We start from the raw sequence: 26,579 nt of genomic DNA, 5'->3' as shown, positions 1-26,579 counted from the left end.
AAAATCTATTGTTCGGACTTCCCATAAGTAATCGACAGCTTAGCGTGAGCCTCTCTTGCATCAGCAAGTGCTGCTTCTGCTGTTTCTCCTCTTTGCAAAAGAACAGCTAAGCGTCTGCCGACAACTGCATTCGGTTTTCCAAAAATTCGGATCTGGCTGTCTTTAGATGCTAATGCTTCTTGAACGCCATGGATTTCATAATCCGCACTTTCTCGTGATGCCTTTAAAGTCTTACTTGCACCAGGCGAGTTCAGCCTGATTTGCGGTATAGGCAAGCCCAATACAGCACGGATGTGCAAGGCAAATTCTGATAAATCCTGTGTTGCTAATGTTACCATTCCAGTGTCATGAGGTCTTGGCGACACTTCACTGAAATACACACCATTATCTGTTAGGAAAAGCTCTACGCCAAAAAGTCCGTAGCCTCCTAAAGCGTCTGTTATTTGTGCGGCAATTTGCTCTGACTGTTCAAGCTGTTCGGCGGTCATCTGATGAGGCTGCCATGACTCGATATAATCCCCATCCTTTTGGATATGACCAATCGGCGGACAAAAGTGCGTGCCACTGATAGAGCGGACCGTTAACAATGTTATTTCTGAATTAAAGGAGATGAATTCCTCTACAATTACTCGTGTTTTTTTCCCTCTGCCTCCCCCTACCGCTTCTTCCCATGATTTCTTTACATCATCAAGACTGCGGCAGATGCTTTGCCCTTTACCAGAAGAACTCATTATCGGCTTAATTACACACGGTACACCGATAGTAACAACGGCATTCTGCAATTCTGCTAAACTGTCTGCAAATTCATACTTCGCTGTAGGCAAATTCAGTTTCTCACTTGCAAGTCGTCTAATTCCTTCCCGGTCCATCGTCAAATGGACAGCATTTGCAGTCGGAATAATATTAAAGCCTTCTCCTTCTAATTCAACGAGCATTTCAGTTGCAATGGCTTCAATCTCAGGCACAATGAAATCAGGCCTTTCTCTGATAATGATTTCTTTAAGTGCTTGGCCATCAAGCATATCGACCACATACGATTTATGTGCTACCTGCATTGCTGGTGCATTTGCATAGCGGTCAACAGCAATCGTGTTAATTCCTAGTCTCTGTGCCTCAATAATCACTTCTTTTCCTAACTCTCCTGCTCCTAGAAGCATTATCTTTTTCGTATGTTTGGAATTTATTGCACCGAACATATAAACAACCCCCTCTATTGTTCGTTCCTTTATTGAGCATAATAACGTACTTCACCTATCAATTTCAAGGTTTTTTTATAAAAATAACGAACATTTTATAAAGTTATATAAATATAGTTCGGTTTTTCCGATTAGAAGAAAAATAAAAAAGAGTGCTTATCGGCACTCTTTGGAGGATAGCGATTTAATTAGTTTAGTTGCTTTCAAATCAATCAAATAGAAGTCTTCAAAAGTGTTTCTTAACCATTCACTTATCTTGAAAAACAGTTCTTCCTCTTAGCATTGTCTGCTTCACCTTTCCACGAAATGTTTTTCCAATATAAGGACTTTGAGTATTTCGATAATAAAGATCTTCTTTTGTTAATGTATATTTCTCACTTATATTAACTAAACAAAGGTCTGCAGCACTGCCAACTGTTATATTCCCTTTATTAGGATATAATCCAAACCGCTTTGCAGGGTTGGTGCTTGTTATCCTCGCAATCACGGAGAGCGGTATACCTCGTTTCCAATAACCTTCCTCCAGCAGAATAGACAATGTAGACTGACAGCCAGAAATGCCTCCCCATGCCTCTTTAAGACTTCCTTGCTTCATCTCCACTAAAGATGGGGAATGGTCGGAGCCGATTATATCAATTGCTCCTTCCTCAATCGCCTTCCAAAGCCCCTCTATTTCTTGGTTATTTCGTAATGGCGGCGCACATTTGGCAACAGCGCCTAGCTGATTCAAATCATTGACAGTCAATGATAAATAATGAGGGCATGTCTCAACAGATACGTTAATCCCTTTTCTTCTGGCAGCTAATATCGGCTGCAGCACCTCACTGCTGCTAATATGTACAATATGAACTTTGCAATTTGTAGCTTCAGCATAAGAAAGAATGCGATTTACTGCTTCTAATTCAGAATAGATTGGTCTTGATGCAGAAAATGCCCCGCCATCCTCTGCTCCGAGCATCTTGCTTAGCTCTTCTGTAATAACATCACTTTCAGCATGAACAGCAAGAATACTGTCAAGGGCTGCTATCTTTTTCATACCAGCAAATAAGGTCTTGTCATCTGCTGCTTCGAAATCTTCAATGCCGCTGTTTGACATAAATGCCTTAAAGCCAATGACACCGCAAGCATGCAGCTCTTCTAGCTCGCTAAGATTTTGCGGAACAAGTCCGCCCCAAAGTTTATAATCAACTAATGATTTTTCGTTTGCCAACATGTCCTTTGCTTCGAATCCATATTTATTGACAGTAGGTGGATGACTGTTTAATGGCATATCAAAAAATGTCGTCACTCCTCCTGCTGCCAAGCTTTTACTGCCTGTTGCAAACCCCTCCCACTCTGTTCGTCCTGGTTCATTGAAATGAACATGTGTGTCTATCAGACCTGGAAACACATGCAAACCAGAAGCGGAAATTATTTGAGCATCGTTGTCGATATCAATATCAGTGGCGATATTTGCGATTTTACCATCCTTAATGGCAATATCCGCTTGAATCTCACCTGTCTCTAATACGATCATTCCACCCTTTATGACGACATCATATTGACCCATTCGCTTGCCTCCTTTATTAAAAACCGTTAACTGCCTCGGTATGTCTGATAACCCCATGCCGATAAAAGAAGTGGCACATGGTAATGGGACTCTCCTTCAGCCACTAAAAACCGTATCGGTATTCTTCGAAAAAACACGTTTTGCATCTCTCCGTTTTTAAAATAATCCTCTACATAAAAAACTAGTTCATATTCTCCATGCACAAGCTCCGTCAAAAGCGGCGTTTCGACTCTGCCATCATCGTTTGTATAACCGCTGGATATGAGCTCAGATTGATTCGCTCCGCTGTATTTCCACAGTTCTACAAGGATATTACTTGCTGGCACTCCCTTTACCAGGTCCAATACATGTGTCGTTATTCCTGTCTTCATTTCACAATCTCCTTTCTATCAATTATGCTTCGAGCACTTTTTGGACGACTCCTTCCAGTCTAAAAAAAGTGATAGTGAATATTTCAGATAATGCTGTTTCGAACTCTTCCTCCATTGTATGATGGATACGCCCTTTCATCGCCTCGTAAATAGAATCCTTCGTATGTCCTTTCACTGCCAGAATGAATGGGAAATGAAATTTAGTGCGATATTCGTTATTTAATTGGAGAAAGCTTTCATATTCCACTTTCGATAACGTATCTAGTCCTGCCCCCTTTTGTTCATTCACCGAGGACTGTGTCATCTTTATTTTTCCTCCTAAATCAGGATGGGCCCGAATTAAATCTAGCTGCTCTTCTCTTGCCGCTTCTCTAACGACTTTGACCATTTCGTGGTGCAATGTTTGCAGGGACTCAAAAGTTGACTGTCTTTCCCAAGTTCTGTCTGCGACCCACGGACTGTGTTCAAAAACCCAGCCTATTTTTTCAATAAACTCATTTTTTGACATCGCATTTATTGCTGCTATTGTATACATTTCATCGACCCTTCCTTACTATGCTAGTTACTCTGCTCTATTTGCCAAGATGTCCACCGCCCGTAAAATCCCTTCGTATCCTGTGCATCTGCACAAGTTCCCTGAAAGTCCTTGCAGAACTTCTTCTTTCGTCGGCTGGCTTTCACGTTCCAATAAGCCCTTTAGTGCCATAATCATCCCTGGTGTGCAATATCCGCATTGCAAGGCGCCTCCTTGCAAAAAGGCTTCCTGGATCGGATGTAATGCATCTGCACTAACACTCTCAATTGTCTGCACCACTGCATCTTCCAGCTGGTAAGCCATGACTAAACAGGAATTGACAAGCTTTCCGTTCAAGATAACGGAACATGCTCCGCATCTGCCGACTTCACAAGATATTTTTGTGCCTGTCAGGTTTAATTCCTTGCGAAGGATATCTACTAATCTATAAGTGGCAGGGACAGATAAATCTACTGAGCTGCCATTCACATTAAAGCGGATTGTCTTTCCAGCTTGCAGCTGCTCCTTCATCCTTTGTCCCCTCCTAACCATCCATTTTGATTTTCTTTGCTGATTTTTGTAAAGGCAAACTCCATAATCTCTTCTGGACAGATAGGCAGCTTGTTAACCCAGTGGCCTGTAGCATCATGAATGGCAGCAACAATAGCAGGAGCTACTGCTACTGTCCCAATTTCCCCAACGCCGCGCGGTCCATACTCGTCGCCGTCCTCTAACTCTTCGATAGCTGACACATTCGTGGATTTGGGGATATCCAGAATGGTTGGAATTAAGTAAGAATCAAAGTTTTCCGTCATATACCTGCCATTATCCATAACGGCATCTTCCATCAATGTAAAGCCGAGTGCCATACTCCCGCCACCTTCAATCTGCCCTAAGTAGCCCATCGGGTTGACGACAGGTCCGGCAGCAATGGCATGATCGAGTTTACTGACATATACTCTTCCTGTCAGTGCATCTATTTCTACTTCTGCAGCTGCTCCAGCAAAGGAATATAGAAAATGTCCGCCATCGATGCTTTCTGGAGTTGTCGGAAAGTGATAGCTTGCCGTAACAACTGGGAGCTCGGAAATTTTGTCTGCTACTTCTTTATAAGTCATAACGAGGGCTGAGTTACCATTTTCTTGATATTCCCAGATCCCTCCATGTCCCGTCTTTAAGACTTCAAGGGGCACTCCTGACTGTTGGGAAACAAAAGAATTAACCTTATCACACCACGAACCTTTCATTTTGTTGATGCCGGTCCAAACCATATTTGTAGCCCTAGAGGCAGTCGAAGAACCGGAGTGAGGTACTTTTGCAGTATCGCCGATTGTTATTTCAACATCATCTGCAGAACAAGCAAAAGACTCTGTCATAATCATTTCAATCGTTGACAGCAGACCTTGACCACATTCTTCAAAACCAAACGAAATCTCTAATTTACCTTTTTCATTTAAGGACAATCTAGCTCCTGAAGGATCGGAGCGGCCATAACCAAGCCCTCCACCATGCATGGTTATGCTGTAGCCTTTCCCTTTTAAAATAAATGGCTGACTTTCATTGTTAGGAGGTTTGTCTTGAAGAATCGGTGATTTCAGTATTTCATCTAATACTTGCTCCGCTCCGGCGGTTGGAACGATTTGCTGATTCACTGGCCCAGGATCTGCTGTTTTCCGTAAATTCTTACGGCGCAGTGCTGTGCTGCTTATGTTTAACATCTCAGCCAGCTTTTCGATTTGGCTTTCTAGTGCAAAGGTGACTTGATTACCGCCAAAACCTCTAAATTCTCCAGCAACACCGTTATTTGTGTACACAGAATAGCCTTCTACCTCAACATGCTTTATCCTATAAGGTCCGGTACTATGCTCAACAGCAAAGTCAAGTACAGCAGGTCCCAATGTGGCATATGCACCTGTATCAGCCAATATCCTCACCTTATGTGCAAGCAGGTTGCCATCCTTATCTGCGCCAGTTTTCATGGTTATTTTCATCGGATGTCTTTTTAGGCCTGCTTTAACAGACGTTCTTCTCGATTGATGGATTTTAACTGGTTTTCCAGTTGCTCTTGCAAGCAAACAAATAAAGGGCTGGATATTTAATTCATCTTTTCCGCCAAAAGATCCGCCAATCGGACTTGAAATGACTCTTATATCGCTCTCTGGCATATTTAGTATTCTGGATAGCTGCAGCTGATCTTTAAAGCCATGCTGGGTTGGAGCATATATCGTTAAGCCATCTTCATGAGGAACAGCAACTCCACCTTCTGTTTCCATATATGCATGCATTTGCCTTGGTGTATAGTAGACCTCTTCCACGATACAAGCACAGTTTGCAAACGCTTCTTCTACATCAGCTCCTTGTTTGTAAAAGGCATTATGCAAAAGATTGCCATTTTCATGGAGCTTAGGCGTTTTTGCTAACAGGCTGACTTCCGGATCTGTAATGGGCTGCAAAGGAGTGTATTCGACCTTAATAAGCGCTGCCGCCTTTTCGGCAATTTCCTGTGTTTCTGCAGCAACTGCAGCAATGGCATCTCCCACATATCTGACTGTATCCTCACAAAAAACAGGCTGGTCTTGAATAACAATGCCAAAGCCATTTAAGCCAGGAATATCTTTTGATGTCAGAACCGCACTAACACCTGGAAGTTTTTCAGCCTCTGAAGTATCAATACTGTTTATTTTTGCAAAGGCATATTCACTGCGGAGCACAGTTCCATAAAGCATGTTCGGGAAGGACATATCCGAAAGATACTTCAATTCACCCGTTACTTTTTGAATCCCATCTCTTCTTGCCTTCCACCTGTTTCGAGAGCCTGCTCTAGTCAATCGCATCCTTCATCCTCCTTTACATACTCCGAATTTAGCAGGTTATAAAGATTGGCAACAATAATATTGGCAGCCGCTTTTCTTCTGTAGCTGTCTGTAACAAAAGGGTCAGAATAAGAATGGAAGCCATGTTCAATCATAGAGCGTAACACTTGCCACTCCATCGTTTTTAAGCTTTTCTGCAGTACATAGCTTTCCGCGTCTGACAGTCTTTGCGGCTGGTGAGCACCGCCGCCTATGGCCATTTTTGCATCTGTAATGACGCCATTTTCCATCTCTATCCTGCCTGCTGAAGAAATAATGGCAGCAGTGAAGCTTTCTCTGCGTCCTATCTTCTGAAAAAAGGATATGCTCCGGCTTTCGGTGGATAGCGGGATATTTACCGAAACCAGCAAATCAGGCTCTGTTAGCGGACCAGCTTTAATCCATTGTGATAATGGAACAACATACGTTGAAACGCCATTAAAAAAATGCAGCTGTGCATCTAAAACAAGTAAAGCAGGGATAGAATCTCCTACTCTGCTGCAAATATTTCCGCCTAATGTACCCCTGTTCCGAACAGCAGGTGCAGCAATTTTTGTACAGGCCTCCGCTAAAATTTTCGCTCTTTTCTGAATATTTGAGTCGAGGATACAATCAGACAATAAAGCTGATGCACCGATTCGCAAAAAATTTGTTTCTTCTTCTATACCTTGTAAGCTTTCTAACCGGTGGGTGCTGATCAAATGATGTGGTTTTTGCTGACCAGCTTCCCAGTTCAATTGTAAAAGAGTGCCTCCGGCAATAAACATAGAACCTTCCTGTCTTAATGAAAAAACCTCTCCTAAGCCCGCAGGTGCATCAACAGCTGTATCATCATTTTGTAGTGAACTTTTCATCATCTGCCCCCCTATCTTCTAAAACACGGCAATAATTTCGATAGTCAGCCATTGTATCGATATCTGCGAAAAAGTCATCATCAATAAATTCAAGCAACTTCCCTTTTAAACTTGAGTCTTTTAGAATAGTTCTTGCTCCTGTGTCTCCAGTCAATTCATAAATTCGATCAAACAATAAAGAGGATAACACTACGGGCGGTTTAATGACTCCGTTATTTAAGCAAGCAATATATTTTTCGTCTTTCTCCAATGACTGGCACAGCAAGGTTTGCAGCATAGATTTAGGGATGAAAGGCTGATCTGCCAAGCAAATCAGCACTTTGTCTGCCTTAGGCTTTTCTGCTTTTTTTACGCCTGCAATTAAGGAGCAGGATTGCCCTAAATGGGCTTTTTCAGAGACAACTAATTCCCCTCTTCCAGCTGATAGCTGTTGCTGCACATCTGCAGAAATCCAATCTAAGTTATCTTGTGGATGCACGACAACATACACATAGGTTTTTGGATTATGAAGGATTGTTTTTAACGCCCTCATTCCCAGCGCTTCTCCTCCAAAGTGAAGTGCCATTTTTTTGCAGCCCATCCTTTTGCTTTGCCCAGCAGCGAGGTAAATTACCTTCAACTTTTCACCACTTTCGAGCTTTCCGTATTGCTGTTTTTGACTGCAATTAATTGTGCTGCAATGCTGATTGCTATTTGTTCAGGACCGTCTGCATTTATGCTCAGCCCCACAGGAGAATAAAACCAGTCTGGTTTGCCTTTATTGCCCAACAGCCGATCTGCTCGTTTTTTCGAGCCGAGCATACCGACAAAAGCATACTCTCCACCAAGTAAATAGTTCATCAGCTCTTTATCCTTCGTAAAGTTATGTGTCATGATAACAATAAAATCGCTGCTTCTAACATGAACTTCCTCCAGCACAGACAAAGGATTGCCATTAACAAGCAGGTCAGCATGGGGGAAATGCTCTTTTGTGCAATAGCTTTGGCGCCAATCAGCAACAATTACTTGGAAACCTGCCTGTTTGGCTCTTTCACAAACTGGCCGTGCATCAGCTCCTGCACCATATATAATCAATCTTGGCTGTGGTAAGAAGGTTTGGCGAAAATAATATCTGCCTGTCTTTTCGTCAGCATACAGCTTATTCACTGGAACAGAGTGCACAAAATGAGTGTCAAAATTGCCAGCATTCTCTCCTGTTTCACTGATAAACACACTTGAAATGACGTTTAAATCATCATCAAGCACCTTAATATGCTCTACTGTATCGCCATTTTCGAGCCATTGCCTCACCAAGGTGAGATTATTCTTAAGCTCACTGCTCACATATTCCATCAATACAGTTATGCTGCCGTCGCAGCCTGCGCCCTGTCCCCAAGATAAATCATCCTCTGAACGCAAATCATATATAAGGGAAAAGGATGATCTTCTATCATGCTCCTCGATTTCCATTCTTGCTAAAATATCTTGCTCGACGCAGCCGCCGCTCAACAAACCCATTTCCCAGTTATCCTCTGAAAAGAACATCATTGTTCCTTCTCTGCGGTATGCAGAACCTGTTACATCAATGATTGTCGTTAAAAAACCGCCAGAGCAACTAGCTGCAACAGCGTGTATAACAGCATACTCATCTGAAGACATCATGTTAACCTCCTAAATGGGTGGCTATTCTGGGATAGAAACAACTCTAACTATTTAAAGAAAGAGGGCTTATAACCGCCCTCGTGTTAATAAATATAACATCATTTGTTATTAAAAAATATTATCTTTCTCCATAAAAAATGTCATTGTTGAATTTATATAATAAAAATATTTAGAATTAGCTAAATTGCACAACTATTTAACCTGCTAATATATTGTAAAAAATCAGTTTGCCAGCGCTTCTCTGTTGTCGTCTAGTAATTGTTGCAGATAAGAACAAATGCTAAAAAATATTTGCAGCATTGCCTCGGTATTTTCAATTGACACATTTGCTAACATTGATATTTGAATCCAGTTTCTCTCTTGCAAGTAGCTGCTTTGATAATGGAGATGAAAACCTTGCTTTTTCATCCAATCACCAATCATAACAGAGGAAAGAGCGGGATCAAGACATACTGTCAGGATTGGGGAACAGTGCAAATTTGCTGCCGGCAACACATAAAACTTAGCATCTGTCAGTCTTTTATATGTGTATGCAAACCAGTCGGCAACATCGCTAAACTTTTTTGTGAAATCTTTTGTGAGCGCTTGCTCTAATGCAGCAAGCAATGGGGAAGAATGGGTATATGGGACACTGTTATGTGAATGGTACAGTCCTAAATCTAAATACGGTGGAAGCTGTTCATTCGGCTTAACAGCATGATTATGAAATACGAGAGCTAATCCTGAGACTGATTCAATTCCTTTTCCACTCACAGCTGTTGCTAAATATACATTTTTAAGGCTGACTGGCAGTGCTCCTATCGTGCTGATACAGTCTACTGCCTGTTTAATCGGCTTGTCACCTATTAACTTGGTTATATGTTCAATCGGAATGACAGTGCCCGTAGAGGTTTCACAATGAACATACCATATCCATTCCACTCCTCCATTGAGTGCTGTTCTCAATTCCTCCTCTGAGAACGGCTCGCCCCACTCTTTCTTTAAAACTTGGCAATGAAGCTGGAATCTTGCTGCCCTTTGCGCCAAACGCTCTCCAAATTCTCCGTTGCTTAAGATTAGCCCTTTACCGTTTAATAGAGACAGCTGGGCGGCGACAGCGTCGTTTGCGAGCGTTCCTGTTCCGAGCATTACTTGAACATATTTAGCTTTCGTAAGATCTGTCAGCCTTGTCTGCACTCGTTCCATCATCTCCATAAATAAGTTGTCACGATGGGAGAAACCTTGGCGACAAAACGCATCAAGGACATTGTCTGTTACTAAAACAGGGCCTGGCAAAAAAGAAACCGTTGCCGGCAATACTTTTTCTGAAAGCAAAATTCTATCCTTTAACAGATACATAGGCTGATAGATTGCTCCATGACTGCCAACTTGATGGGCAAACGGAATAAACCCGATATGCTTATACAGTTTTTCCTCACGGAGAATGCCGCTAATAACAGCTCCATCGTAGCCTTTCTCGATAAAGACATGGTGAAGCAGGCGCAATAAGCCAACGAAAACCTTTGTTTTCCGGTACTCCTTCCTAATAGAGAGCAGCCTGATTTCGCAAAGCTTATTTACATTCACTATGTCAGACAAGTAAAAACCAATATCTCCCAGCTTTTTATCTAAGGAAAAAGGCCGCTTATCTGCCAGAGAAATCATGCCAATTACTTGATGATCCTTTAAGGCAATGATATATGTATTTTGGTAATGAAAAGAATCAATTAGCATTCCTTGCTCATTTCTGTCATGCTGGGGAATTTCCTCAGCAAAGGTTTCATGATTTAACCGAAAAATCTGTTCGAATTCCTGTGGATGTGAAGCAATTTTGAATAAATAGGAAGTTTTTTTCGCCATTAAAATACCCCTCTCCAAGAAATATAAGCTTATTATTTAGTTTTTCTAACTAGAAACTCCCTCCAGCTGACACGATGGGCGAGTATAATCACAGCTACCAGCAGCAGAGCAAGGCAGCCTGACCAAACGTCCTTTTCCATTAAGAAAAAAGCGAAGGCACAAACAGTTAAACTCAGCAAACCTGGTACAGTAAAACCTCGGTATAGAAGATAAAAAACAAAGAAGCTGACAATGATGATCGGGACAAACAGCCAATGAATCGCGATTAGTCCGCCGATTAATGTGGAGATTCCTTTTCCGCCTTTAAACCGAAAAACAAGCGGCTTAATATGCCCGATACAAACAAACAGCAAGCCGGCAAGCAACACTGCAGTCGAGTAACCAAGTAATCTTCCTGTTATAATAACAGCCGCACCTTTTAAGGCATCTCCTAAAAACGTAAGTACAAAAGCTTTTTTACCATACAGCCTGCCAGCATTCCTTGCCCCAGCATTTTGGCTGCCTTCTGAACGTATATCTGTCCCTGACAGAATTCTCCCAATGATGACACCAAATAAAAGATTTCCGAGTAGATAAGCGGAAATGAAATACAAAACTAGCAAATTTACACCCTCTGTCTGTTTTTACTATTTAACTGTAATTTTCAACCAAGTAAATTATACATGATTAGAATAAATTTACACAATTATTATTAATTTTTCTTTAAGATAAGACCAAAATGAAGATATTTTATTTACAGATGCGAAATACCTGTTGAATAATTTCTTTAGTTTTTTTATTATGAATGTAGCAATCTATCCGATATATAGATAGTTGAGAAGAAATGTTTAGAATCTGGGGTGATTTATGTCCAGGTTCAGATGTATTTGCTTGTAAAACCGAGGTGAACGAAATGAACAAAGAAATTATTAAATTTATTCGAAAAAACTATGAGATGACACAGAGAGACTTTGCTAAGGTTGTCAATTGCAGCTTTGCGTTAATTGCACTTGTGGAAGTAGGTAAAAGAAATGTCAGCAAGGAGCTTGAGAACAAGGTGAAGACGGCATTTAACATAGATGATCAAGACATACAGTCCATCACTACTATTATCTCTGAATTTAGTAAAGGCATCCCTCCATTCATGTAAAACGAGCAAAACAAGAGGGGCAAATAATTTGCTCTTCTTATCAACTTTGCTCTCCCCTTCTTTTTTCCTTCTATTGCTAATTAAAAATGCCTTCTCCATTCTTTTATTAATTTCCAGTTAACAAAATGCTTATTTATTATTTACATAAGTTTTTTTAGTGAAAATAAATCTTATATCTCCCTCTTTTCTCTCATTTTCTTACGAAAAATCTGATTATTTCCTAAACAAAGCCCTCGAGTACGCTCGAGGGCTTTGTTGTTATTTACAGCTTAAATCTGCTAATTAATGTCATTAATTCTTCCGCCATTTTACTTAAAGAGAGTGCAGATGCAGAAATTTCCTGCATGGATGCAATTTGTTCTTCTGTAGCTGCCGAAACATTCTGTGTTCCTTGATCTGTTTGCTCTGCCATTTGTTTGACAAGATTGATTGCTAGAACCATTTGTTCCATGCCATTGTTCAATTCTTTAACAGAATGAGAAACATGCGTAATTTGACCACTGACTTCATCTACCGCAGATTTTATTTCACCAAATATTTCTCCTGTTTGATGGACTACTTTAATACCGCCATCCACCTCTGCAGTCGCATTATTCATCGATTCAACTGCTTTTATTGTTTCTGTTTGGATTCTGCCGATAAGATTACTTATCTTGCCTGCTGATTCAGAGGATTGCTCTGCCAATTGGCGGACTTCTTCTGCCACAACCGCAAAGCCTTTACCCTGTTCGCCAGCTCTTGCTGCTTCAATCGCTGCATTTAAGGCAAGAAGATTCGTTTGGTCAGCAATGCCAGTAATAACTTTCGATATCTCTCCAATTTCACTTGAATAGCTGCCAAGCTCTTTAATAACCTTTGATGTCTCTCTAACACTAGTGTTAATCGTATCCATCTGGGCTTCAACAGTATCAATTGCTTTGTTTCCGTCTGCTGCCTTTGCAGATGCATCCACTGACCGTTTTGCAACTCCATCAGAGCTGACTGAAATTTTCTGTACATAATTAAGCATATTAGCTACAGACTGATCTGTTTTTGTCAATTCAACAACTTGGTTATCCATTGCTGCACTCACTTCATGGACAGTTGTTGAAATATGCTCTGATGCTGCATTCATTTCTTCTGTGCCTGCTGTCAGCTCTTCAGCTGAGGCTGCGACTTGTTCTGAGCTGATTCTCACCTTTTGGATAACCTCCCTGAGGTTGTCGGTCATTACACGAAAGGAAGCGGCAAGTTCGCCAATTTCGTCCTTAGAGTTCGTAATCACATCATCACTTTGCAGGTCGCCTTCTGCTATTTTTTGAGCATGCAATCTAATATGATCCAATGGCTGTAAGCTTTTTCTAATAATATAAACCAATGCGGCAATCAAGCCAATTGACAGGATTAGTGACAAAATAAGGGAAGTCATATTCGTTTTTGTCAAGCTGTCTTGAACATCCGTCAAAGCCGCACTTGCGATATTTGCATTCTCAAAATAAGAGGCTGTATCCACTTGCGCCATTAGCACATATCTCGCTTCATCATTAACGATAACTGGATAATATGTTTCAGCTTTTCCATCTTTTATGGATAAGGCCGGTTTTTTTGAATCTATAACTGATTGAATTGTTTCATCCTTAATCGTTGAACCCTTTTCAAACACTTGCTCTTGTCCTTCTCTCAAGGTTTCCGTCAAAACAATACCACTGCTGCTAATTAAGTACAGTGACTGAACACCGTTTCCATCTTGAATAAATTTAGAAAGAGACTCTTCAAAAACTTCGGCATTTTGACCGACCTCTACTATCCCCTTTCCATCTAGTCTTGGAATAGAGGTAAATTTAAAGATTTCACCACTTTCTTTTTTTATTGTCAGCGGACCTTCCATGATTTTAAGTTCACCTGACAGAAGTCCCTTAACGGTTGGATCAATGGCAAGCAAATCAAAGCCAATGGATGCTTTATCTGTTGAATGAGTAAAAACCCCTTTTTCATCCGTAATTAAGAAATCATTCATCCCTGTTTGTTCTGCTATCTCCTTTAAATCTTGATTAGAGATATTTTTTTGCGCATCTATTTGTTGAAGCGTATAAGCAGCATTTGCCATTGCTTGGTCTAACTGCTCCTCTAAAACTACTACATGCTGTGAAATTTGCGTTGATAATTCTGTTAGCTTTTCTTCCACATCTTTTGTTGAGTTGGCATCCAATTCTTCCATTACTGCCTTTGTATCCTTTTTCATGCGATTTGTTTCCACAAATTGCACAAGACTTGATGCTGCTATGAGCACAATAATGATTAAGCTCGTAATGCCAATCATTTTGTTTTTTAATGACATAAGTAACCTCCAAAAATATTAATACATATTTTTATCGGACAATCTCGAGAAATGTTAAATTTTATCTCGGATAGAATGCTGTTTAGCAATAGCAACCTTTTTGCAAAGAAGCACATAAGCTGTAAGGAATAGATAAAAAAGGAGGAAGTAAATTGCCTGAATATGATAATCGAAATACATCTGTGTATTTGCCAGAGACAAATATAACCGCAGATACGTGCCAATCGGTATATCATCATAACTATCTGCAATCTGTTTTAGCAAACCAGCAGATAAAAAACGAGCAGCTTGCATTGCAATTAGAGGAGCTTTTACTTCAAGGAAATAGAAACAGCAATGCGCAAGGAGAAAAAATACAGCATTTGGAGGAATTACTTTTTGTGCAGGAAGCTTTGTCTAAAGATATTCTTGAAGAAGCAAAACGAAACCAAGATGACATAAAAACGATTCTCCAGACCACCCAGCAAACAGAAAGATTGGCTGCAGACACCGAACAAAAGCTCATTGAAGAGCAGCTCGTTCATACAGCCATACTCGATCAGTTCACTATCCAAGAAACTGCGCTTCATACACTTACTAAAACATTAGAAACATTTAAGCAGAGCTCTGACTCCTTAACAGCAAAAATAAGTGAAAATGAAGAAACGCAGCAAAAAATCGAAGAAAAATTAGACCTTCAAGAGGTTTTCCAGCAAACAATCCTAGAGAAAATGGAAGATACAGATGCGAAAGTCGGTAAACTAACAAGACAAATGGATCAGCTTAAAGGCATCGTTTTTGAAAGAATTCAATTTCTAGCAACTAAGCTAGAGGACAATATGAAATCACTTGTTATGCCTGTACACCAATTTTTTGTGAAGGCGAATGATAAGGAAAATAAATAAGAAAGCCAAAAAAAAGGATAGCAAAATGCTATCCTTCCATCTCTGACATGATTAATCAATGATTTTAACCTCGACTTGCTGTCTTCCCCATTTCAGTGCTTGCTTCTCTGAAGACATAAACAAGTCTATTTTATTCCCTTTAATAGCTCCGCCTGTATCTCCAGCAATAGCCTTACCGTAACCTTCCACATAAACGGTAGAGCCTAGCGGAATAACTTTCGGATCAACTGCGATGACCTTTTGATTTGGATTTTCATTCAAATCAATCCCTGTCGCAGTAACACCAGAGCAGCCTTTACAATCTGCTGTGTAGGCAGTTGCAGAAACAGTCAATGTCTCGGCATTTCCTGAATCATCCTTATTAACTGTTTTTGCAGCTGACTCTTTTGTTTTTTCCTTCTTACCGGAATCTTTTTTGTCGATTCCGTTATCGACGATTATTTTTTCACCAGCATAGATTTTTTCTGAAGATAGATCATTCCACTCCATTAAATCCTCTACTGAATTGTCATTTTCCCTTGCGATGCTCCAAAGAGTGTCGCCAGATTTGACTTTATATTTTTTCTCCACTTGGAGATCTAATGTATCGTTAACTTTAATTATGTCAGAATCAAGGTCATTCCAATCTTTAATGTCACCTGTGGAAACATTATAGTCTTGGGAAATGCTCCAAAGTGTGTCTCCTTTTTTTACAGTGACTTCTGCCGCCTTCGCTTCTGTCCCTATGGAAGTGGCAATTGTTGCGCATGCAATAAATGATAATAGTTTTTTCATTTATCTTTACCTCCTAACTAGCTTAAACAAGCTAACGGGTATTATCTTAACATGAAAAGCGCAAATAAAAAGAACAAGGAGATAGCAATTCCGTTACTAATATGACAAACCTTTAACAGTTAAAAGTCTAATTGTCAGAATAGTACGTATTGTTATATCCTTGCTCTTAGTATTTTAGGACTATATTGGAAATAACTAAGTCTTTTAACCTACATCATTTCCTGCTTTCGGAAAAGTTAAATGGAAAGATGTTCCTTTGTTTTTTTCACTTTCTATATATACTTTCCCTTTAAAGTTCTCGATAATCTTAAAACTCACCAATAATCCTAACCCTGTTCCTTCTTTTTTTGTAGTGAAAAACGGCTCTCCCAGTTTTTGAAGCTGGTCCTTGTCCATCCCAATCCCCGTATCTTGAAGCAGCACATCAATACTCTTGGCAGTAGTTTTCACTGCTATTTTTAAGCTGCCTCCACTCGGCATTGCTTCTACTGCATTTTTAATAAAATTAAGAAAGACTTGCTTTAGCTTGTTTTCATCACATTCTAGACGAGCCTCACTGTCATCAAAAGTAAAGTCTACTTGCACTTTGCTCTTTCTTAACTGGTAGTCTAATATGGAAAGAACATTTGCGATGATTGGTATGATTTCCTTCTTCTCCAGGCTGGCAGAAGTCGGCTTGGACAAGAGCATAAACTCTTCGACAATGGAATTAACCCGTTCAATCTCTTCTAATACAATGGAAAACAATTCCTGCCTGTCTGTTTCTGTTTCATCCATACTCAAGAATTCTGTATATCCTTTTATAGAGGTGAGCGGATTGCGAATTTCATGGGCTATACCTGCAGCAAGCTGACCAACTGCCGCTAGTTTGTCCTTTCTGTGCAGTATTTCTTCTGTTCGTTTTCTTTCCGTTATATCATTTCTAATGGCTAAATATTTATATGGTTTGTTCTGACTGTCCAAGAAAGGAATAATAGTGGTATCTACCCAATAGTACGATCCGTTCTTCGCTTTGTTGCGAATCTCTCCCTTCCACACCTCTCCGTTGGCAATAGAATGCCATAATTCTTGAAAAAAGGCGGCCGAATGATAGCCGGAATTAACGATTCGATGTGTCTGACCGATTAACTCTTCTTCCGAATAACCTGAAATCCGGCAAAACTTATCATTTACATTGGTGATGACTCCTTGCTTATCTGTAAACGCAATAATGCTTGACTGGTCGAGGGCAAACTTTATATCGCTCACCTCTTGCACCATTTCTTGCATCTTTATTTGGTCTTGCTTCTGATCTGTAATGTCTCTTCTTATGGAAACATACTGATATGGTTCTCCTTTTTTGTTAACGAAAGGAACAATAACCGTATCCACCCAGTAAAAGCTACCATCCTTTGCTTTATTGCGGATTTCACCTTTCCATATATTCCCTGAACTGATAGTCTTCCACAATTGTTTAAAAAACTCTGGCGAATGATAGCCGGAATTAATTATGCGGTGATTTTGGCCAATTAATTCAGAACGGCTGTATTTCGATATTTCCACAAATTTATCATTTACATATGTAATCATCCCATTTTTGTCTGTAAAGGCGACAATCGAGGACTCATCCAGCGCATACTGCATATCGCGAACATTTATATCATTGACAGCAAGCTTCTCCCTTATCAATGTACTAGTCCCAATAAGGCCGCCCAAGATTAATATAGTAATGAATAAAACGACATAAACAATAAAGCTGTCATCATAGTGGCTCGGTTCATATTCAATCGGTGTCATGCTGTGCAAAAGAATGAAATGACTTAAAAAACATACACCTGTAATGATGAAGCTGCATAACGGTCTAACGATACCTTTAGCTATTCTTGTCTTTTTAGCAGGATAAAAAGACAGCTTCACGGAAAAGGAAAAACCGCTGAACAGCAACAGAAAGCTGAAAAATAGAGCAGGCATATTCTCAGCTTGCACCGAATTACCGATTGAATAAAGCCCTAATATGAATACTGCCAGCATGGAAAAACTGAAAAACAAGCTGCTTACATATATCCGATGCTTATTATTCTCCTTATCCAGCATAGAATAAAACGCCATTCCGGCAAAGCAAATTCCGATCAGCATGGATAAGGTGGCAATGGGAATATCGTAGCTCGAAGTTGCGTATATATTATCGGCCATTAATGCAACAAAACTCATTACCCAAAACCCAAAGCCAAGAGAGAAGGTGCTAGCTAAAAATAAAAAGCGGCTGTTCTTTTCAGAGGCTTTAACAAGCTGAAATAAATCAAAAGAAGTGTAGCTGGCCATATAAATTAAAATAATACTGATAATGACTAGAATGGAGTTATACAAAATAGATCCTCCCATACCATTTTAAAAAACAAAAATGAAAATTTTATGACAAAATAACAACACTTATGATTGTAATGGAAATGTAATATAGATGAAAGTATTTTTCTTATTTATGTCATGGAAATGATTCTTTCTCATTAATAATCTATCCTCTATTAGTCATATATTTTTGAAACAAAAATATACTTACTATTCAAAATAATATGATATAATCATTTCGTATCACTAAATACCTTTAATAAGGGGAGGAATCAGATTGCAAATAACTAAACAAACAAGGCCCTACCGCCATGAGGTGCCAGAAGAATTAAAATGGAAGGTGGAAGACCTGTTTGCAGATAGCAATGCGTGGAAAGCTGCATTAGTACAAGCAGAAAACAGCTTGGCAGCTTTTGATCAATATAAAGGAAAACTTGCTACAAGCAGTTCTGTATTATTGGAATGCTTGCAAGCACAGGAAGCGTTGCTTGAGAGTATCGTACTTATCAGTACATATGCCTCCTTAAAGCAGTCTGAAGATGGCACTAATCCTGAAAACCAAGCAAACTCTTCCCTGTTTGCAGCTTTTAATGCTAAGGCAGCCGGCACAATGTCCTTTATTCAATCAGAAATTTTAGAAATGCCAGAGGAGCTGATTGCTCAGTTCTTGAAAGAAGAACAGAAGCTTGCCGTTTACAGCCGCAACATTCAGAAAATCTTAGCTGCAAAAAAATATGCATTATCGAGTGAAACAGAAAAAGTACTGGCATCATTAGGCCAAATTCATGCTTCTCCTTATTTAGTGTACCAAAGCAGCAAACTGGCTGATATGAGCTTTGCTTCCATTGAAGATAATAACGGAGCAGAACTTCCTGTATCTTTTGCATTATTTGAAGATGTTTATGAGTTTTCACCAGATCCGGAAATAAGAAGAAATGCTTATAAATCGTTTACAGACACTTTAGCAAGTTACAACAATACAATTGCTGCAGCTTACAGCACCGAAGTAAAAAAACAAGTAACTTTAGCTAATATTCGCGGATATGCTTCTGTTACAGACATGCTGTTAGAGTCACAAGAAGTAACTACCGAAATGTATCATAACCAGCTAAGCGTTATTTTCAATGAACTAGCCCCACATATGAGAAAGTTTGCAAGCTTGAAAAAAGAACAGTTAGGTTTAGAAAAGATGCTTTTCTGTGATTTAAAGGCACCGCTTGATCATGAATTCAATCCTGAAACAACATTTGAAGAAGCAAGCGATATTATTTTAGAGGCATTAAAGGTGATGGGACCTGAATACTCTGAAATCATGAAAAAAGCTTTAACAGAAAGATGGGTTGATATAGCTGATAATGTTGGAAAATCAACTGGTGCTTTCTGTTCTAGTCCGTATGGCTCTCATCCATTTATCTTAATTACTTGGGGTAATACGATGCGAAGCGCCTTTATGTTAGCACATGAGCTAGGACATGCCGGTCACTTCTATTTGGCAAATAAAAATCAACGTATTGTCAATACAAGACCGTCAACCTATTTTATTGAGGCACCTTCTACAATGAATGAAATGCTGCTTGCTGACTATTTGCTGGCCAAAACAAATGACAACCGAATGAGACGCTGGACTATCCTTCAGCTCCTTGGCACTTACTATCATAATTTTGTTACACATTTGCTTGAAGGAGAATTTCAACGCCGTGTTTATAAGCTGGCTGAAGAAGGAACACCTTTAACAGCCAGGGTTTTTAATGAAGTAAAAGGAAACGTATTGAAGGAATTTTGGGGAGATTCTGTCGAGATTACAGAACAGGATTATCTGACATGGATGCGTCAGCCTCATTACTATATGGGATTATATCCTTACACCTATTCAGCAGGGTTAACAGCTTCGACAGCCGTTGCGGCTAGTATTCGTGAAAATGGTCAAGAAACAGTCGATAAATGGCTTGATGTCCTTCGCGCTGGCGGAACAAAAACTCCGCTTGAGTTATTGAAGGACGCAGGAGTGGATATGTCTAATCCAAATGCAATAAAACAGGCCGTCGCATATGTCGGCACACTTGTCGATGAATTAACAGACAGCTTTGCTTAAATAAAGAAGGTATCTATCCTTTGATAGATGCCTTTTTTGCTTTATTTTCCATCATATTTTTTTGCGCACAAGCAAACACTGTTTTTAAAGGAGAGAGTATGATGAAGAACTCAAAAGACACTAAAATGAACAACAAGCAGCGTTCAGCAGATGACCGAGGAGACTCTATCGACCAGCTTCAAAAATTAGAAGCTGCCAACAGCATGATAGCGGAAAAGGAAATTGGTCAGCAGAACGAAAATTTATAATAGAAAGGAGAACAACCCAATGGACACACTTGATCCAAAAGATCTGCAATTAGGTGATGAAGTATATGTCATTTACCATAATCCCCATACACCATCTGTATCTAATGTAAAACCGGCAGAAATCGTTCAGCATCCAAAAGATCCAAATGCATTAGCACTTTTTTTGAACGACACATTCCATACAATTGAAGATGATGATGCCCTCTTTCACTCGGAATCAGATGCTGAAAATGCTTATAACCAAATGTATCAAGATGAAATAGACAATTATTTTTAATAAAACAAGACCCCGAATATGGGGTCTTGTTTTATTAGTTATTTATTTGTGGCAATTCTCTCATTTCCATCGTTGTCTCATTTCCACATAACGGACATTTCAAATCATCAGTTGCAAAATCCTTCCTCATCCAACCGTTGCAGGAATTGCAAGCATACACTTCCAAATTCAATAAAACTTCCTCAGGCTTATCATCCATTCCTTTTCTGTTAAAAAACATGCTGTTAGCCCCCTTTTTTGTTTATTATGAACATAAAGACTCGTTTTTATAGGTATTTTGACGATTTTTTAGAATTTTCTTTCCGTCACATAAATGAAATGCTTATTCTAAAGTTCACTGAATCGCGATAAGGGTTGAAATTATGCTATGATGATTGTCTAACAAATACGTATCCTTAGGAGAAATCAAACATGACAAACCAATTGTATTACTCGTCCCCCTACATGTCTTCTTGGACAACAAATATCGTAAAAACACTTCATAAAGATGGTAAAGAATATGTTGTATTAGCAGAAACAGCTTTTTATCCTGAAGGAGGCGGACAGCCAAGCGATACAGGTACCATTAACGGCATTACTGTATTGGATGTTCAAAAGGAAGATGACGGCACCATTTTACACTTAGTCGAGCAAGAGATAACCGGGCAAACTGCAGAGTGCATAGTTGACTGGGAGAAACGATATGACCATATGCAGCAGCATACTGGCCAGCATTTGCTGTCAGCTGTATTGCATGAGTGGAAAGATATTGCAACAGTAAGCTTCCACCTTGGAACAGATTACACAACAATAGATATAGACATAGAAGAGCTTACAGCATCAGATTTACTGGAAATTGAAGCATTATGCAGTAAATACATATTTGCAAATAAAGAAATAAAAACATATTTTGTAACAGAAACAGAGGCTGCAGCATTACCTTTGCGGAAGCTTCCAAGTGTTACAGGCAAGCTTAGAATAGTGGAAATTGACCAAATTGATTATTCAGCATGTGCAGGCACACATGTTTCCAGGACTGGTGAATTAGGTTTTATTAAACTGCTTAAAACAGAAAAGCATCGCAATCAAACCAGGCTGTTCTTCTTATGCGGTCACAGGGCAATGAAGGATTACCAAGTTTCCCAAACAATCTTAACGGCGCTCAGCGACAAATTCCGAACTAATAAGGAAATGCTGGCAGACAGAATTGACAAGCTGGAGAAGGAAAAGAAAATATTAAATAGTGAGCTGGAAGCAGCCAAATTAGAAAATGCCGCTTTTTTAGCTGAAAAGCTGACAAGCAATACAGACAGCATTGTCATTTCTGCTTCATTTGCACATAAACCACTAAAGGACTTACAGCTTCTTGCTAAGACCATAATTAAAGAAAAGGATTATATAGCAATCCTGGCTTCTGAATCAGATAAGAAATTATTAATTCAGCATAATGGCAGTCAGTCTATTTCCTGTGGAGCACTGCTGAAGGAAGTGCTTGCCGAAATAAACGGCAAAGGCGGCGGCAATAACACTCAAGCCCAAGCAACCTTTGACAGTGAACAAGACTTGAAAAAAGCAATGGACAGCTTAATTAGCTCAATATAACAAAGGAGAAGCCTAACAGCTTCTCCTTTGTTATATTGTCTGCTTTCTTACATACAGGGCAAGAGCAATCTTTATTTGAAAATAGCTGATATGGGGGTCCAGTTCTTCTTTAATTGGCTTTAGCTTCTCTCCCCCTACCTTTTCGATCATTGCCTCAATTTGTTGCTGCTCTTCCTGTGATAAAAATTGGCTCCAATCAATGGAGTGCCCCTCTTCCTCACATTTAAGCAAATGGTTTTCGATAGTTATAGTTGTCATGTCTCTTTTCTCTGCGATTTCTTTAAGATTTAAGCCAGTATTCAACATTTCGAGTGTAATTAAGTGAGAGTTTTCTGTTTTGCCTTTTTTCTTTGGCAATGAACTAGATTCTGTTCCTCCTACCTCTTGCCCTTTTTCCCAGTCCTGCGGATTTTCTTGTTTATAAGAAATCAGTGTCTCCAGGATAATGCCGCCGTATTTGTTGAGCTTATGCTCTCCTATCCCTTTTATCGCCGACAGCTCATTTACGTTTTCCGGTTTATGACTGGAAATTAATTTGAGCGTTTGATCGGAGAAGATAACAAACGGAGGGACACCTTCACTATCAGCCAGACTTTTTCGCATTGCTCTTAAACGCTGGAACAATCCGTTATCTTCTGTAAGTGCCTTCGTTTGCACCTGCTCTTTTCTCAGCACCTGTTTGCGCTGAAGCAACACTTCTTTTCCTGTTGCTGTGACCTTCAAAACAGGCAGGGAACCGCTGCTGACAGCTATATAATTTTCTGAGATTAGAAATTCAATGAAGTCACTTACAGCCTTCGCTGACTGCTCCTTCATAATTCCGTATGTTTTTACCTTATCTAATGAAAAATCAATTATTTTCTTATTTTTAGAGCCAGTCAACACTTGGGCAACCATTGTTTTTCCGAACCGCTCTCCCATGCGCATCATGCAGGAAAGCACCTTTTGTGCTTCAACCGTTACATCTACAACATGCCTTTCATCCTTACAATTTCCGCAGCGTTCACAAGTTTCCGTTGTTTCCTCCCCGAAGTAATGAAGGATGTATTTCTGAAGGCAATCCTCTGTATGACAATAATTAATCATTGCTTGCAGCTTTGATAAATCCTGTGCTTGTTTATCAGGATCATGTGTAGTCTGATCAATCAAAAACCGTTGAATACGAATATCTTGTGCAGAATATAAGAGGATGCACTCACTCGGCAGACCATCTCTCCCAGCACGGCCGGCTTCCTGATAATAACCTTCCATGTTTTTCGGGAGCTGGTAATGAATCACAAATCTTATATTGCTTTTATCAATACCCATCCCAAAGGCAGTTGTTGCCACCATAAGCTGACAATCATCGGTGATAAATTTCTGCTGCTCCTCTTCTCTTGCCTTGTCTGTCATGCCGCCGTGATATTTTGCCAATGAATAGCCTTTGTTTGTTAATCGTTCATATAGCCGTTCCACATCTTGTCTTGTGGCAGCATAGATAATTCCTGATTCTTCTTTGTTTTTCTTAAGAAATCTCTCAATATACCGATGCCTGTCCTCTCCTTTGACGACAGAGAAGGACAGATTACTTCTTTCAAACCCGGTAATAACCGTGTTATCTACAGAAATATCCAATTGAGCGCAAATATCCTCCTTAACTACTGGGGTTGCTGTAGCCGTAAGGGCAGCAACAATCGGCTTTTTCTCCAGCCGTCTAATTAATTGGCCTAATCTCGAATAACTCGGACGGAAATCATGTCCCCATTGGGAAATACAATGTGCCTCGTCGATTGCGATAAACGGAATTTCCAAGTCATTAAGCATGTCAATAAAGAACTCTCCATCAAGTCTTTCAGGAGCAACATATAAAATCTTGTATTTGCCTGATTTTAAGTCTTCCATTCTTTTAGAAGCTTCATAAGAGTCAAGCGTGCTGTTTAGAAAAGTTGCCGGTATGCCCGCTTCTGTCAAAGCATCGACCTGATCCTTCATTAAGGAAATCAGCGGTGAGACAACAAGCGTTACACCAGGAAAAATCATCGCCGGAACTTGATAACAAATTGATTTTCCTCCTCCTGTTGGCATAATGCACGCAACGTTTTCGCCTTGGAGGATTTGGCGGATTACCTCCTCCTGACCATTTCTGAAAGTATCATAGCCAAAATATTCTTTTAAAATAGATAAAGCCTTGTCAAACATTTATATTAATCCTCCTAATAAACCGAAACTTAGTCCTTTCCATTGTAACATTTTTTTTGCATGTAAAAAGTCGACAATTTTATAGGATTTTCAGCCTTCAGAGATTATTTTTTTGCACTAATCAAAACTTATGAAGGAATTACCTATTCTTTTAGAGAACTTCCTATTATCAACATATTAGGGTGAGTACGATGGAGTAGTCTATTAATGTAAACTAGAAGGTTTAGATTTTAGCCTATTATGGAAAGGCTTGATGATATGCGAACAAAACTTGTTATAGTAGAAGGCTTGCCTGGAAGCGGCAAAACGACAACCGCTTCTGCATTACACGAAATAGTAAGAAATAACAACATAAATAGCGAGCTATATCTTGAGGGTAATCTTGACCATCCAGCTGATTATGACGGTGTCGCCAGCTTTTCTCTTTCTGAATGGGAACAGCTTTTGAACACCAATCAACAATGGGATGCATTAGTTTCGTATGGTCAGCAAAAAGGAGACAATATCCTTTTGCCTTACAGAAAAATAATCAATCAAGACAGCATGTTTTTTTCTAAAGAACAGCTGAACGATATTTATAAGCATGATATTTATGAATTGCCATTTGAACAGCATGCTATGCTAGCTGCTGAAAAATGGGCTGAATTTACAGAAAAAGCGCTGCAAGATGATAAGCTTTATATATTCGAATGCTGCTTCATCCAAAATCCATTAACAATCGGCATGATAAAATGGGGAATCCCGCAGGAAATCGTGGTAGAGCATGTACTTTCTTTAGAAAAAATAATTCGCAAGCTCAACCCAGTGTTACTTTATGTAGACCAAGATAATCTTCCAAAGTCATTCCGTAAAGCATACAACGACAGACCAGAGGAATGGAGAAACGAATTTATTGAGTATTATACAAAGCAAGGCTACGGAAAAAAACATCATCATACTGGTCTAAATGGTACAGTGGAAGTTCTAAAAAGAAGGAAAGAACTAGAATTGGAAATTTATGAACAGCTGACAATCAAGAAGTACATGCTAAACAATTCTCTATATGATAAATCATCAGCACGTGCACAAATTACCGACACATTAGCTTCATTTCATCTAATCTAAAACAATAACAAAAAGGCATAAGCGATATCGCTTATGCCTTTGATGCTGTTTTTACAGCCAAGCTGCTCCAACAATGATCAATAGAATGAATAGAACAACAATCAATACGAATCCGCCACTACCATATCCACCAGATACTGGAGCTGCATAGCTGTATCCTCCACAACCACAAGAACCGTAACCACCATAACCGTATGCCATTTATAAAACACTCCCTCTTTTTATATTAATTTAATTAATAACCATAACCAACGTAGCTAGATCCTACAATGATTAATAAAATGAATAGCACTACAAGCAGAGCAAAGCCTCCGCCGAATCCTGCTGTTTGTTCACCACCCATTTAATCCACCTCCCTCATGCACATAAGCATCATATGTAGATACAGGTTGTCTCGAATGGGCACATTTTTATTTTTTTTTTATTTTTGTCCATTTTTATTAATTATCATAAAAATAGGCAATCTTCCTTTGAAAAGGAAAATTGCCTATCGTCCGAACTAGAAAAAAGGAATGAATGCAAGTGCTGCAATCAAGCCAAAAGAAAAACCAACTGCTGCTGCACCCCAGCCCCAGCCGCCATAGCCACCATAGCCGCGGTAATAACCAAATCCAAATCCGCCATAACCTCTTCTGCCGCCGCCTAATGGCCTAATGTAAACTTTGTTAGGAGTAACTCGATCAATGATTCCTGTATGAACTGTGCCGTTATGTGTACGAATACGGACACATTTTCCAACACCTTTCGAACATTGATTATAATAATTGTTCATCGCGCTTTCCACCTCCACTTATTTCCTTATATCTTATGTCCAAGCTATAAAAAAGTATGGACAGCCTTCCTATGACATTAGC

At 39.6% G+C, this 26,579-nt stretch carries 25 protein-coding genes and 1 pseudogene; 7 read left to right on the top strand and 19 right to left on the bottom strand.

Annotation, left to right across the window (positions count from 1 at the left end; genetic code table 11):
- Positions 1-5: 5 nt before the first annotated feature.
- The 11 genes from purT to ACLIJJ_RS13245 all read right to left on the bottom strand — a co-directional run bounded on the left by purT (position 6) and on the right by ACLIJJ_RS13245 (position 11,418).
- Positions 6-1,196, bottom strand: a complete 1,191-nt coding sequence (gene purT, locus ACLIJJ_RS13295; RefSeq protein WP_411411041.1) for a formate-dependent phosphoribosylglycinamide formyltransferase — start codon at positions 1,194-1,196, stop codon at positions 6-8.
- A gap of 247 nt (positions 1,197-1,443) precedes the next feature.
- Positions 1,444-2,745, bottom strand: a complete 1,302-nt coding sequence (locus ACLIJJ_RS13290; RefSeq protein ID WP_411411040.1) for an allantoinase — start codon at positions 2,743-2,745, stop codon at positions 1,444-1,446.
- Positions 2,746-2,771: 26 nt separating this feature from the next.
- Complete coding sequence (gene uraH, locus ACLIJJ_RS13285; RefSeq protein ID WP_233313937.1) at positions 2,772-3,116, bottom strand: hydroxyisourate hydrolase; 345 nt, start codon at positions 3,114-3,116, stop codon at positions 2,772-2,774.
- A 22-nt stretch (positions 3,117-3,138) separates the two neighbouring features.
- Positions 3,139-3,651 carry a 2-oxo-4-hydroxy-4-carboxy-5-ureidoimidazoline decarboxylase gene (uraD, locus tag ACLIJJ_RS13280; protein ID WP_233313938.1) on the bottom strand — a complete coding sequence of 171 codons (513 nt, stop codon included), beginning with the start codon at positions 3,649-3,651 and terminating at the stop codon, positions 3,139-3,141.
- A 27-nt stretch (positions 3,652-3,678) separates the two neighbouring features.
- A complete protein-coding gene (locus ACLIJJ_RS13275; protein ID WP_411228640.1) occupies positions 3,679-4,161 on the bottom strand; it encodes a (2Fe-2S)-binding protein in 483 nt (160 codons plus the stop codon).
- Positions 4,158-6,464, bottom strand: a complete 2,307-nt coding sequence (pucD, locus tag ACLIJJ_RS13270) for a xanthine dehydrogenase subunit D (RefSeq protein ID WP_411228639.1) — start codon at positions 6,462-6,464, stop codon at positions 4,158-4,160. Before pucD ends, ACLIJJ_RS13275 begins: the two co-directional genes overlap by 4 nt.
- Positions 6,455-7,339 (bottom strand): FAD binding domain-containing protein, encoded by an 885-nt coding sequence (locus tag ACLIJJ_RS13265; RefSeq protein WP_411228638.1) that lies wholly within the window; start codon positions 7,337-7,339, stop codon positions 6,455-6,457. The genes pucD and ACLIJJ_RS13265 overlap by 10 nt, the downstream gene beginning before the upstream one ends.
- Positions 7,314-7,955, bottom strand: coding sequence for an NTP transferase domain-containing protein (locus ACLIJJ_RS13260; protein WP_411411039.1), 642 nt, complete (start codon positions 7,953-7,955; stop codon positions 7,314-7,316). Before ACLIJJ_RS13260 ends, ACLIJJ_RS13265 begins: the two co-directional genes overlap by 26 nt.
- Entirely contained in the window at positions 7,952-8,977 is a 1,026-nt protein-coding gene (locus tag ACLIJJ_RS13255) for an XdhC family protein (RefSeq protein WP_411411038.1), read from the bottom strand. The genes ACLIJJ_RS13260 and ACLIJJ_RS13255 overlap by 4 nt, the downstream gene beginning before the upstream one ends.
- A gap of 222 nt (positions 8,978-9,199) precedes the next feature.
- Complete coding sequence (locus ACLIJJ_RS13250; protein ID WP_411228636.1) at positions 9,200-10,816, bottom strand: aminotransferase class V-fold PLP-dependent enzyme; 1,617 nt, start codon at positions 10,814-10,816, stop codon at positions 9,200-9,202.
- Positions 10,817-10,848: 32 nt separating this feature from the next.
- Positions 10,849-11,418: a glycerol-3-phosphate acyltransferase gene (locus tag ACLIJJ_RS13245; RefSeq protein WP_233313945.1), complete on the bottom strand. Its 570-nt coding sequence runs from the start codon at positions 11,416-11,418 to the stop codon at positions 10,849-10,851.
- A 221-nt stretch (positions 11,419-11,639) separates the two neighbouring features.
- Between ACLIJJ_RS13245 and ACLIJJ_RS13240 the strand changes: the two genes are divergently transcribed.
- The gene (locus ACLIJJ_RS13240; RefSeq protein ID WP_411411037.1) at positions 11,640-11,945 is read left to right on the top strand and encodes a helix-turn-helix transcriptional regulator; all 306 of its coding nucleotides are present in this window, start codon (positions 11,640-11,642) and stop codon (positions 11,943-11,945) included.
- Between the two features lie 262 nt (positions 11,946-12,207).
- Here ACLIJJ_RS13240 and ACLIJJ_RS13235 read toward each other — a convergent pair whose 3' ends face one another.
- The gene (locus ACLIJJ_RS13235; RefSeq protein ID WP_237941370.1) at positions 12,208-14,262 is read right to left on the bottom strand and encodes a methyl-accepting chemotaxis protein; all 2,055 of its coding nucleotides are present in this window, start codon (positions 14,260-14,262) and stop codon (positions 12,208-12,210) included.
- A 152-nt stretch (positions 14,263-14,414) separates the two neighbouring features.
- Here ACLIJJ_RS13235 and ACLIJJ_RS13230 point away from each other — a divergent pair, with 152 nt between their 5' ends.
- Positions 14,415-15,146, top strand: a complete 732-nt coding sequence (locus ACLIJJ_RS13230; protein ID WP_411411036.1) for a hypothetical protein — start codon at positions 14,415-14,417, stop codon at positions 15,144-15,146.
- Between the two features lie 51 nt (positions 15,147-15,197).
- Here ACLIJJ_RS13230 and ACLIJJ_RS13225 read toward each other — a convergent pair whose 3' ends face one another.
- Positions 15,198-15,920 (bottom strand): LysM peptidoglycan-binding and 3D domain-containing protein, encoded by a 723-nt coding sequence (locus ACLIJJ_RS13225; protein ID WP_233313949.1) that lies wholly within the window; start codon positions 15,918-15,920, stop codon positions 15,198-15,200.
- A gap of 204 nt (positions 15,921-16,124) precedes the next feature.
- Positions 16,125-18,221 carry a PAS domain S-box protein gene (locus ACLIJJ_RS13220; protein ID WP_411411070.1) on the bottom strand — a complete coding sequence of 699 codons (2,097 nt, stop codon included), beginning with the start codon at positions 18,219-18,221 and terminating at the stop codon, positions 16,125-16,127.
- 301 nt (positions 18,222-18,522) lie between these two features.
- On the opposite strand from ACLIJJ_RS13220, the gene pepF reads away from it, so the two are divergent.
- From pepF to ACLIJJ_RS13205, 3 genes are all read left to right on the top strand, one after another.
- Complete coding sequence (gene pepF / locus ACLIJJ_RS13215) at positions 18,523-20,337, top strand: oligoendopeptidase F (protein ID WP_233313951.1); 1,815 nt, start codon at positions 18,523-18,525, stop codon at positions 20,335-20,337.
- A gap of 98 nt (positions 20,338-20,435) precedes the next feature.
- The gene (locus tag ACLIJJ_RS13210) at positions 20,436-20,585 is read left to right on the top strand and encodes a hypothetical protein (protein WP_233314797.1); all 150 of its coding nucleotides are present in this window, start codon (positions 20,436-20,438) and stop codon (positions 20,583-20,585) included.
- A gap of 19 nt (positions 20,586-20,604) precedes the next feature.
- Positions 20,605-20,862 carry a transcriptional regulator SplA domain-containing protein gene (locus ACLIJJ_RS13205; protein ID WP_233313952.1) on the top strand — a complete coding sequence of 86 codons (258 nt, stop codon included), beginning with the start codon at positions 20,605-20,607 and terminating at the stop codon, positions 20,860-20,862.
- A gap of 34 nt (positions 20,863-20,896) precedes the next feature.
- On the opposite strand, the gene ACLIJJ_RS13200 is transcribed toward ACLIJJ_RS13205, so the two are convergent.
- Entirely contained in the window at positions 20,897-21,082 is a 186-nt protein-coding gene (locus ACLIJJ_RS13200; protein WP_233313953.1) for a cold-inducible protein YdjO-related protein, read from the bottom strand.
- Between the two features lie 191 nt (positions 21,083-21,273).
- Here ACLIJJ_RS13200 and ACLIJJ_RS13195 point away from each other — a divergent pair, with 191 nt between their 5' ends.
- Positions 21,274-22,443 (top strand): alanyl-tRNA editing protein, encoded by a 1,170-nt coding sequence (locus ACLIJJ_RS13195; protein WP_411411035.1) that lies wholly within the window; start codon positions 21,274-21,276, stop codon positions 22,441-22,443.
- A 30-nt stretch (positions 22,444-22,473) separates the two neighbouring features.
- On the opposite strand, the gene recQ is transcribed toward ACLIJJ_RS13195, so the two are convergent.
- Complete coding sequence (gene recQ / locus ACLIJJ_RS13190) at positions 22,474-24,621, bottom strand: DNA helicase RecQ (RefSeq protein ID WP_411411034.1); 2,148 nt, start codon at positions 24,619-24,621, stop codon at positions 22,474-22,476.
- 258 nt (positions 24,622-24,879) lie between these two features.
- On the opposite strand from recQ, the gene ACLIJJ_RS13185 reads away from it, so the two are divergent.
- A complete protein-coding gene (locus ACLIJJ_RS13185; protein WP_411411033.1) occupies positions 24,880-25,725 on the top strand; it encodes a P-loop NTPase family protein in 846 nt (281 codons plus the stop codon).
- 51 nt (positions 25,726-25,776) lie between these two features.
- Here the strand turns inward: ACLIJJ_RS13185 and ACLIJJ_RS13180 are convergent.
- The 3 genes and pseudogenes from ACLIJJ_RS13180 to ACLIJJ_RS13170 form a co-directional block, all read right to left on the bottom strand.
- Positions 25,777-25,860: pseudogene (locus tag ACLIJJ_RS13180) on the bottom strand (YjcZ family sporulation protein); the annotation flags it as partial.
- 100 nt (positions 25,861-25,960) lie between these two features.
- Complete coding sequence (locus ACLIJJ_RS13175) at positions 25,961-26,068, bottom strand: YjcZ family sporulation protein (RefSeq protein ID WP_233313958.1); 108 nt, start codon at positions 26,066-26,068, stop codon at positions 25,961-25,963.
- Between the two features lie 156 nt (positions 26,069-26,224).
- Positions 26,225-26,497, bottom strand: a complete 273-nt coding sequence (locus tag ACLIJJ_RS13170) for a hypothetical protein (RefSeq protein WP_233313959.1) — start codon at positions 26,495-26,497, stop codon at positions 26,225-26,227.
- Positions 26,498-26,579: the final 82 nt, after the last annotated feature.

The organism is Niallia laureatilytica (assembly GCF_046613985.1).
Taxonomy (GTDB): Bacteria; Bacillota; Bacilli; order Bacillales; family Cytobacillaceae; genus Niallia.
This window is presented reverse-complemented; position numbering and strand designations above follow the sequence as displayed.

Bases quoted from the DNA above. Each gene is read 5' to 3' on its own strand.
- purT (WP_411411041.1), bottom strand. From the start codon at position 1,196: ATGTTCGGTGCAATAAATTCCAAACATACGAAAAAGATAATGCTTCTA.
- ACLIJJ_RS13290 (WP_411411040.1), bottom strand. From the start codon at position 2,745: ATGGGTCAATATGATGTCGTCATAAAGGGTGGAATGATCGTATTAGAG.
- uraH (WP_233313937.1), bottom strand. From the start codon at position 3,116: ATGAAGACAGGAATAACGACACATGTATTGGACCTGGTAAAGGGAGTG.
- uraD (WP_233313938.1), bottom strand. From the start codon at position 3,651: ATGTATACAATAGCAGCAATAAATGCGATGTCAAAAAATGAGTTTATT.
- ACLIJJ_RS13275 (WP_411228640.1), bottom strand. From the start codon at position 4,161: ATGAAGGAGCAGCTGCAAGCTGGAAAGACAATCCGCTTTAATGTGAAT.
- pucD (WP_411228639.1), bottom strand. From the start codon at position 6,464: ATGCGATTGACTAGAGCAGGCTCTCGAAACAGGTGGAAGGCAAGAAGA.
- ACLIJJ_RS13265 (WP_411228638.1), bottom strand. From the start codon at position 7,339: ATGATGAAAAGTTCACTACAAAATGATGATACAGCTGTTGATGCACCT.
- ACLIJJ_RS13255 (WP_411411038.1), bottom strand. From the start codon at position 8,977: ATGATGTCTTCAGATGAGTATGCTGTTATACACGCTGTTGCAGCTAGT.
- ACLIJJ_RS13250 (WP_411228636.1), bottom strand. From the start codon at position 10,816: ATGGCGAAAAAAACTTCCTATTTATTCAAAATTGCTTCACATCCACAG.
- ACLIJJ_RS13240 (WP_411411037.1), top strand. From the start codon at position 11,640: ATGTTTAGAATCTGGGGTGATTTATGTCCAGGTTCAGATGTATTTGCT.
- ACLIJJ_RS13235 (WP_237941370.1), bottom strand. From the start codon at position 14,262: ATGTCATTAAAAAACAAAATGATTGGCATTACGAGCTTAATCATTATT.
- ACLIJJ_RS13225 (WP_233313949.1), bottom strand. From the start codon at position 15,920: ATGAAAAAACTATTATCATTTATTGCATGCGCAACAATTGCCACTTCC.
- ACLIJJ_RS13220 (WP_411411070.1), bottom strand. From the start codon at position 18,221: ATGGCCAGCTACACTTCTTTTGATTTATTTCAGCTTGTTAAAGCCTCT.
- ACLIJJ_RS13210 (WP_233314797.1), top strand. From the start codon at position 20,436: ATGATGAAGAACTCAAAAGACACTAAAATGAACAACAAGCAGCGTTCA.
- ACLIJJ_RS13205 (WP_233313952.1), top strand. From the start codon at position 20,605: ATGGACACACTTGATCCAAAAGATCTGCAATTAGGTGATGAAGTATAT.
- ACLIJJ_RS13200 (WP_233313953.1), bottom strand. From the start codon at position 21,082: ATGTTTTTTAACAGAAAAGGAATGGATGATAAGCCTGAGGAAGTTTTA.
- ACLIJJ_RS13195 (WP_411411035.1), top strand. From the start codon at position 21,274: ATGACAAACCAATTGTATTACTCGTCCCCCTACATGTCTTCTTGGACA.
- recQ (WP_411411034.1), bottom strand. From the start codon at position 24,621: ATGTTTGACAAGGCTTTATCTATTTTAAAAGAATATTTTGGCTATGAT.
- ACLIJJ_RS13185 (WP_411411033.1), top strand. From the start codon at position 24,880: ATGCGAACAAAACTTGTTATAGTAGAAGGCTTGCCTGGAAGCGGCAAA.
- ACLIJJ_RS13175 (WP_233313958.1), bottom strand. From the start codon at position 26,068: ATGGGTGGTGAACAAACAGCAGGATTCGGCGGAGGCTTTGCTCTGCTT.
- ACLIJJ_RS13170 (WP_233313959.1), bottom strand. From the start codon at position 26,497: ATGAACAATTATTATAATCAATGTTCGAAAGGTGTTGGAAAATGTGTC.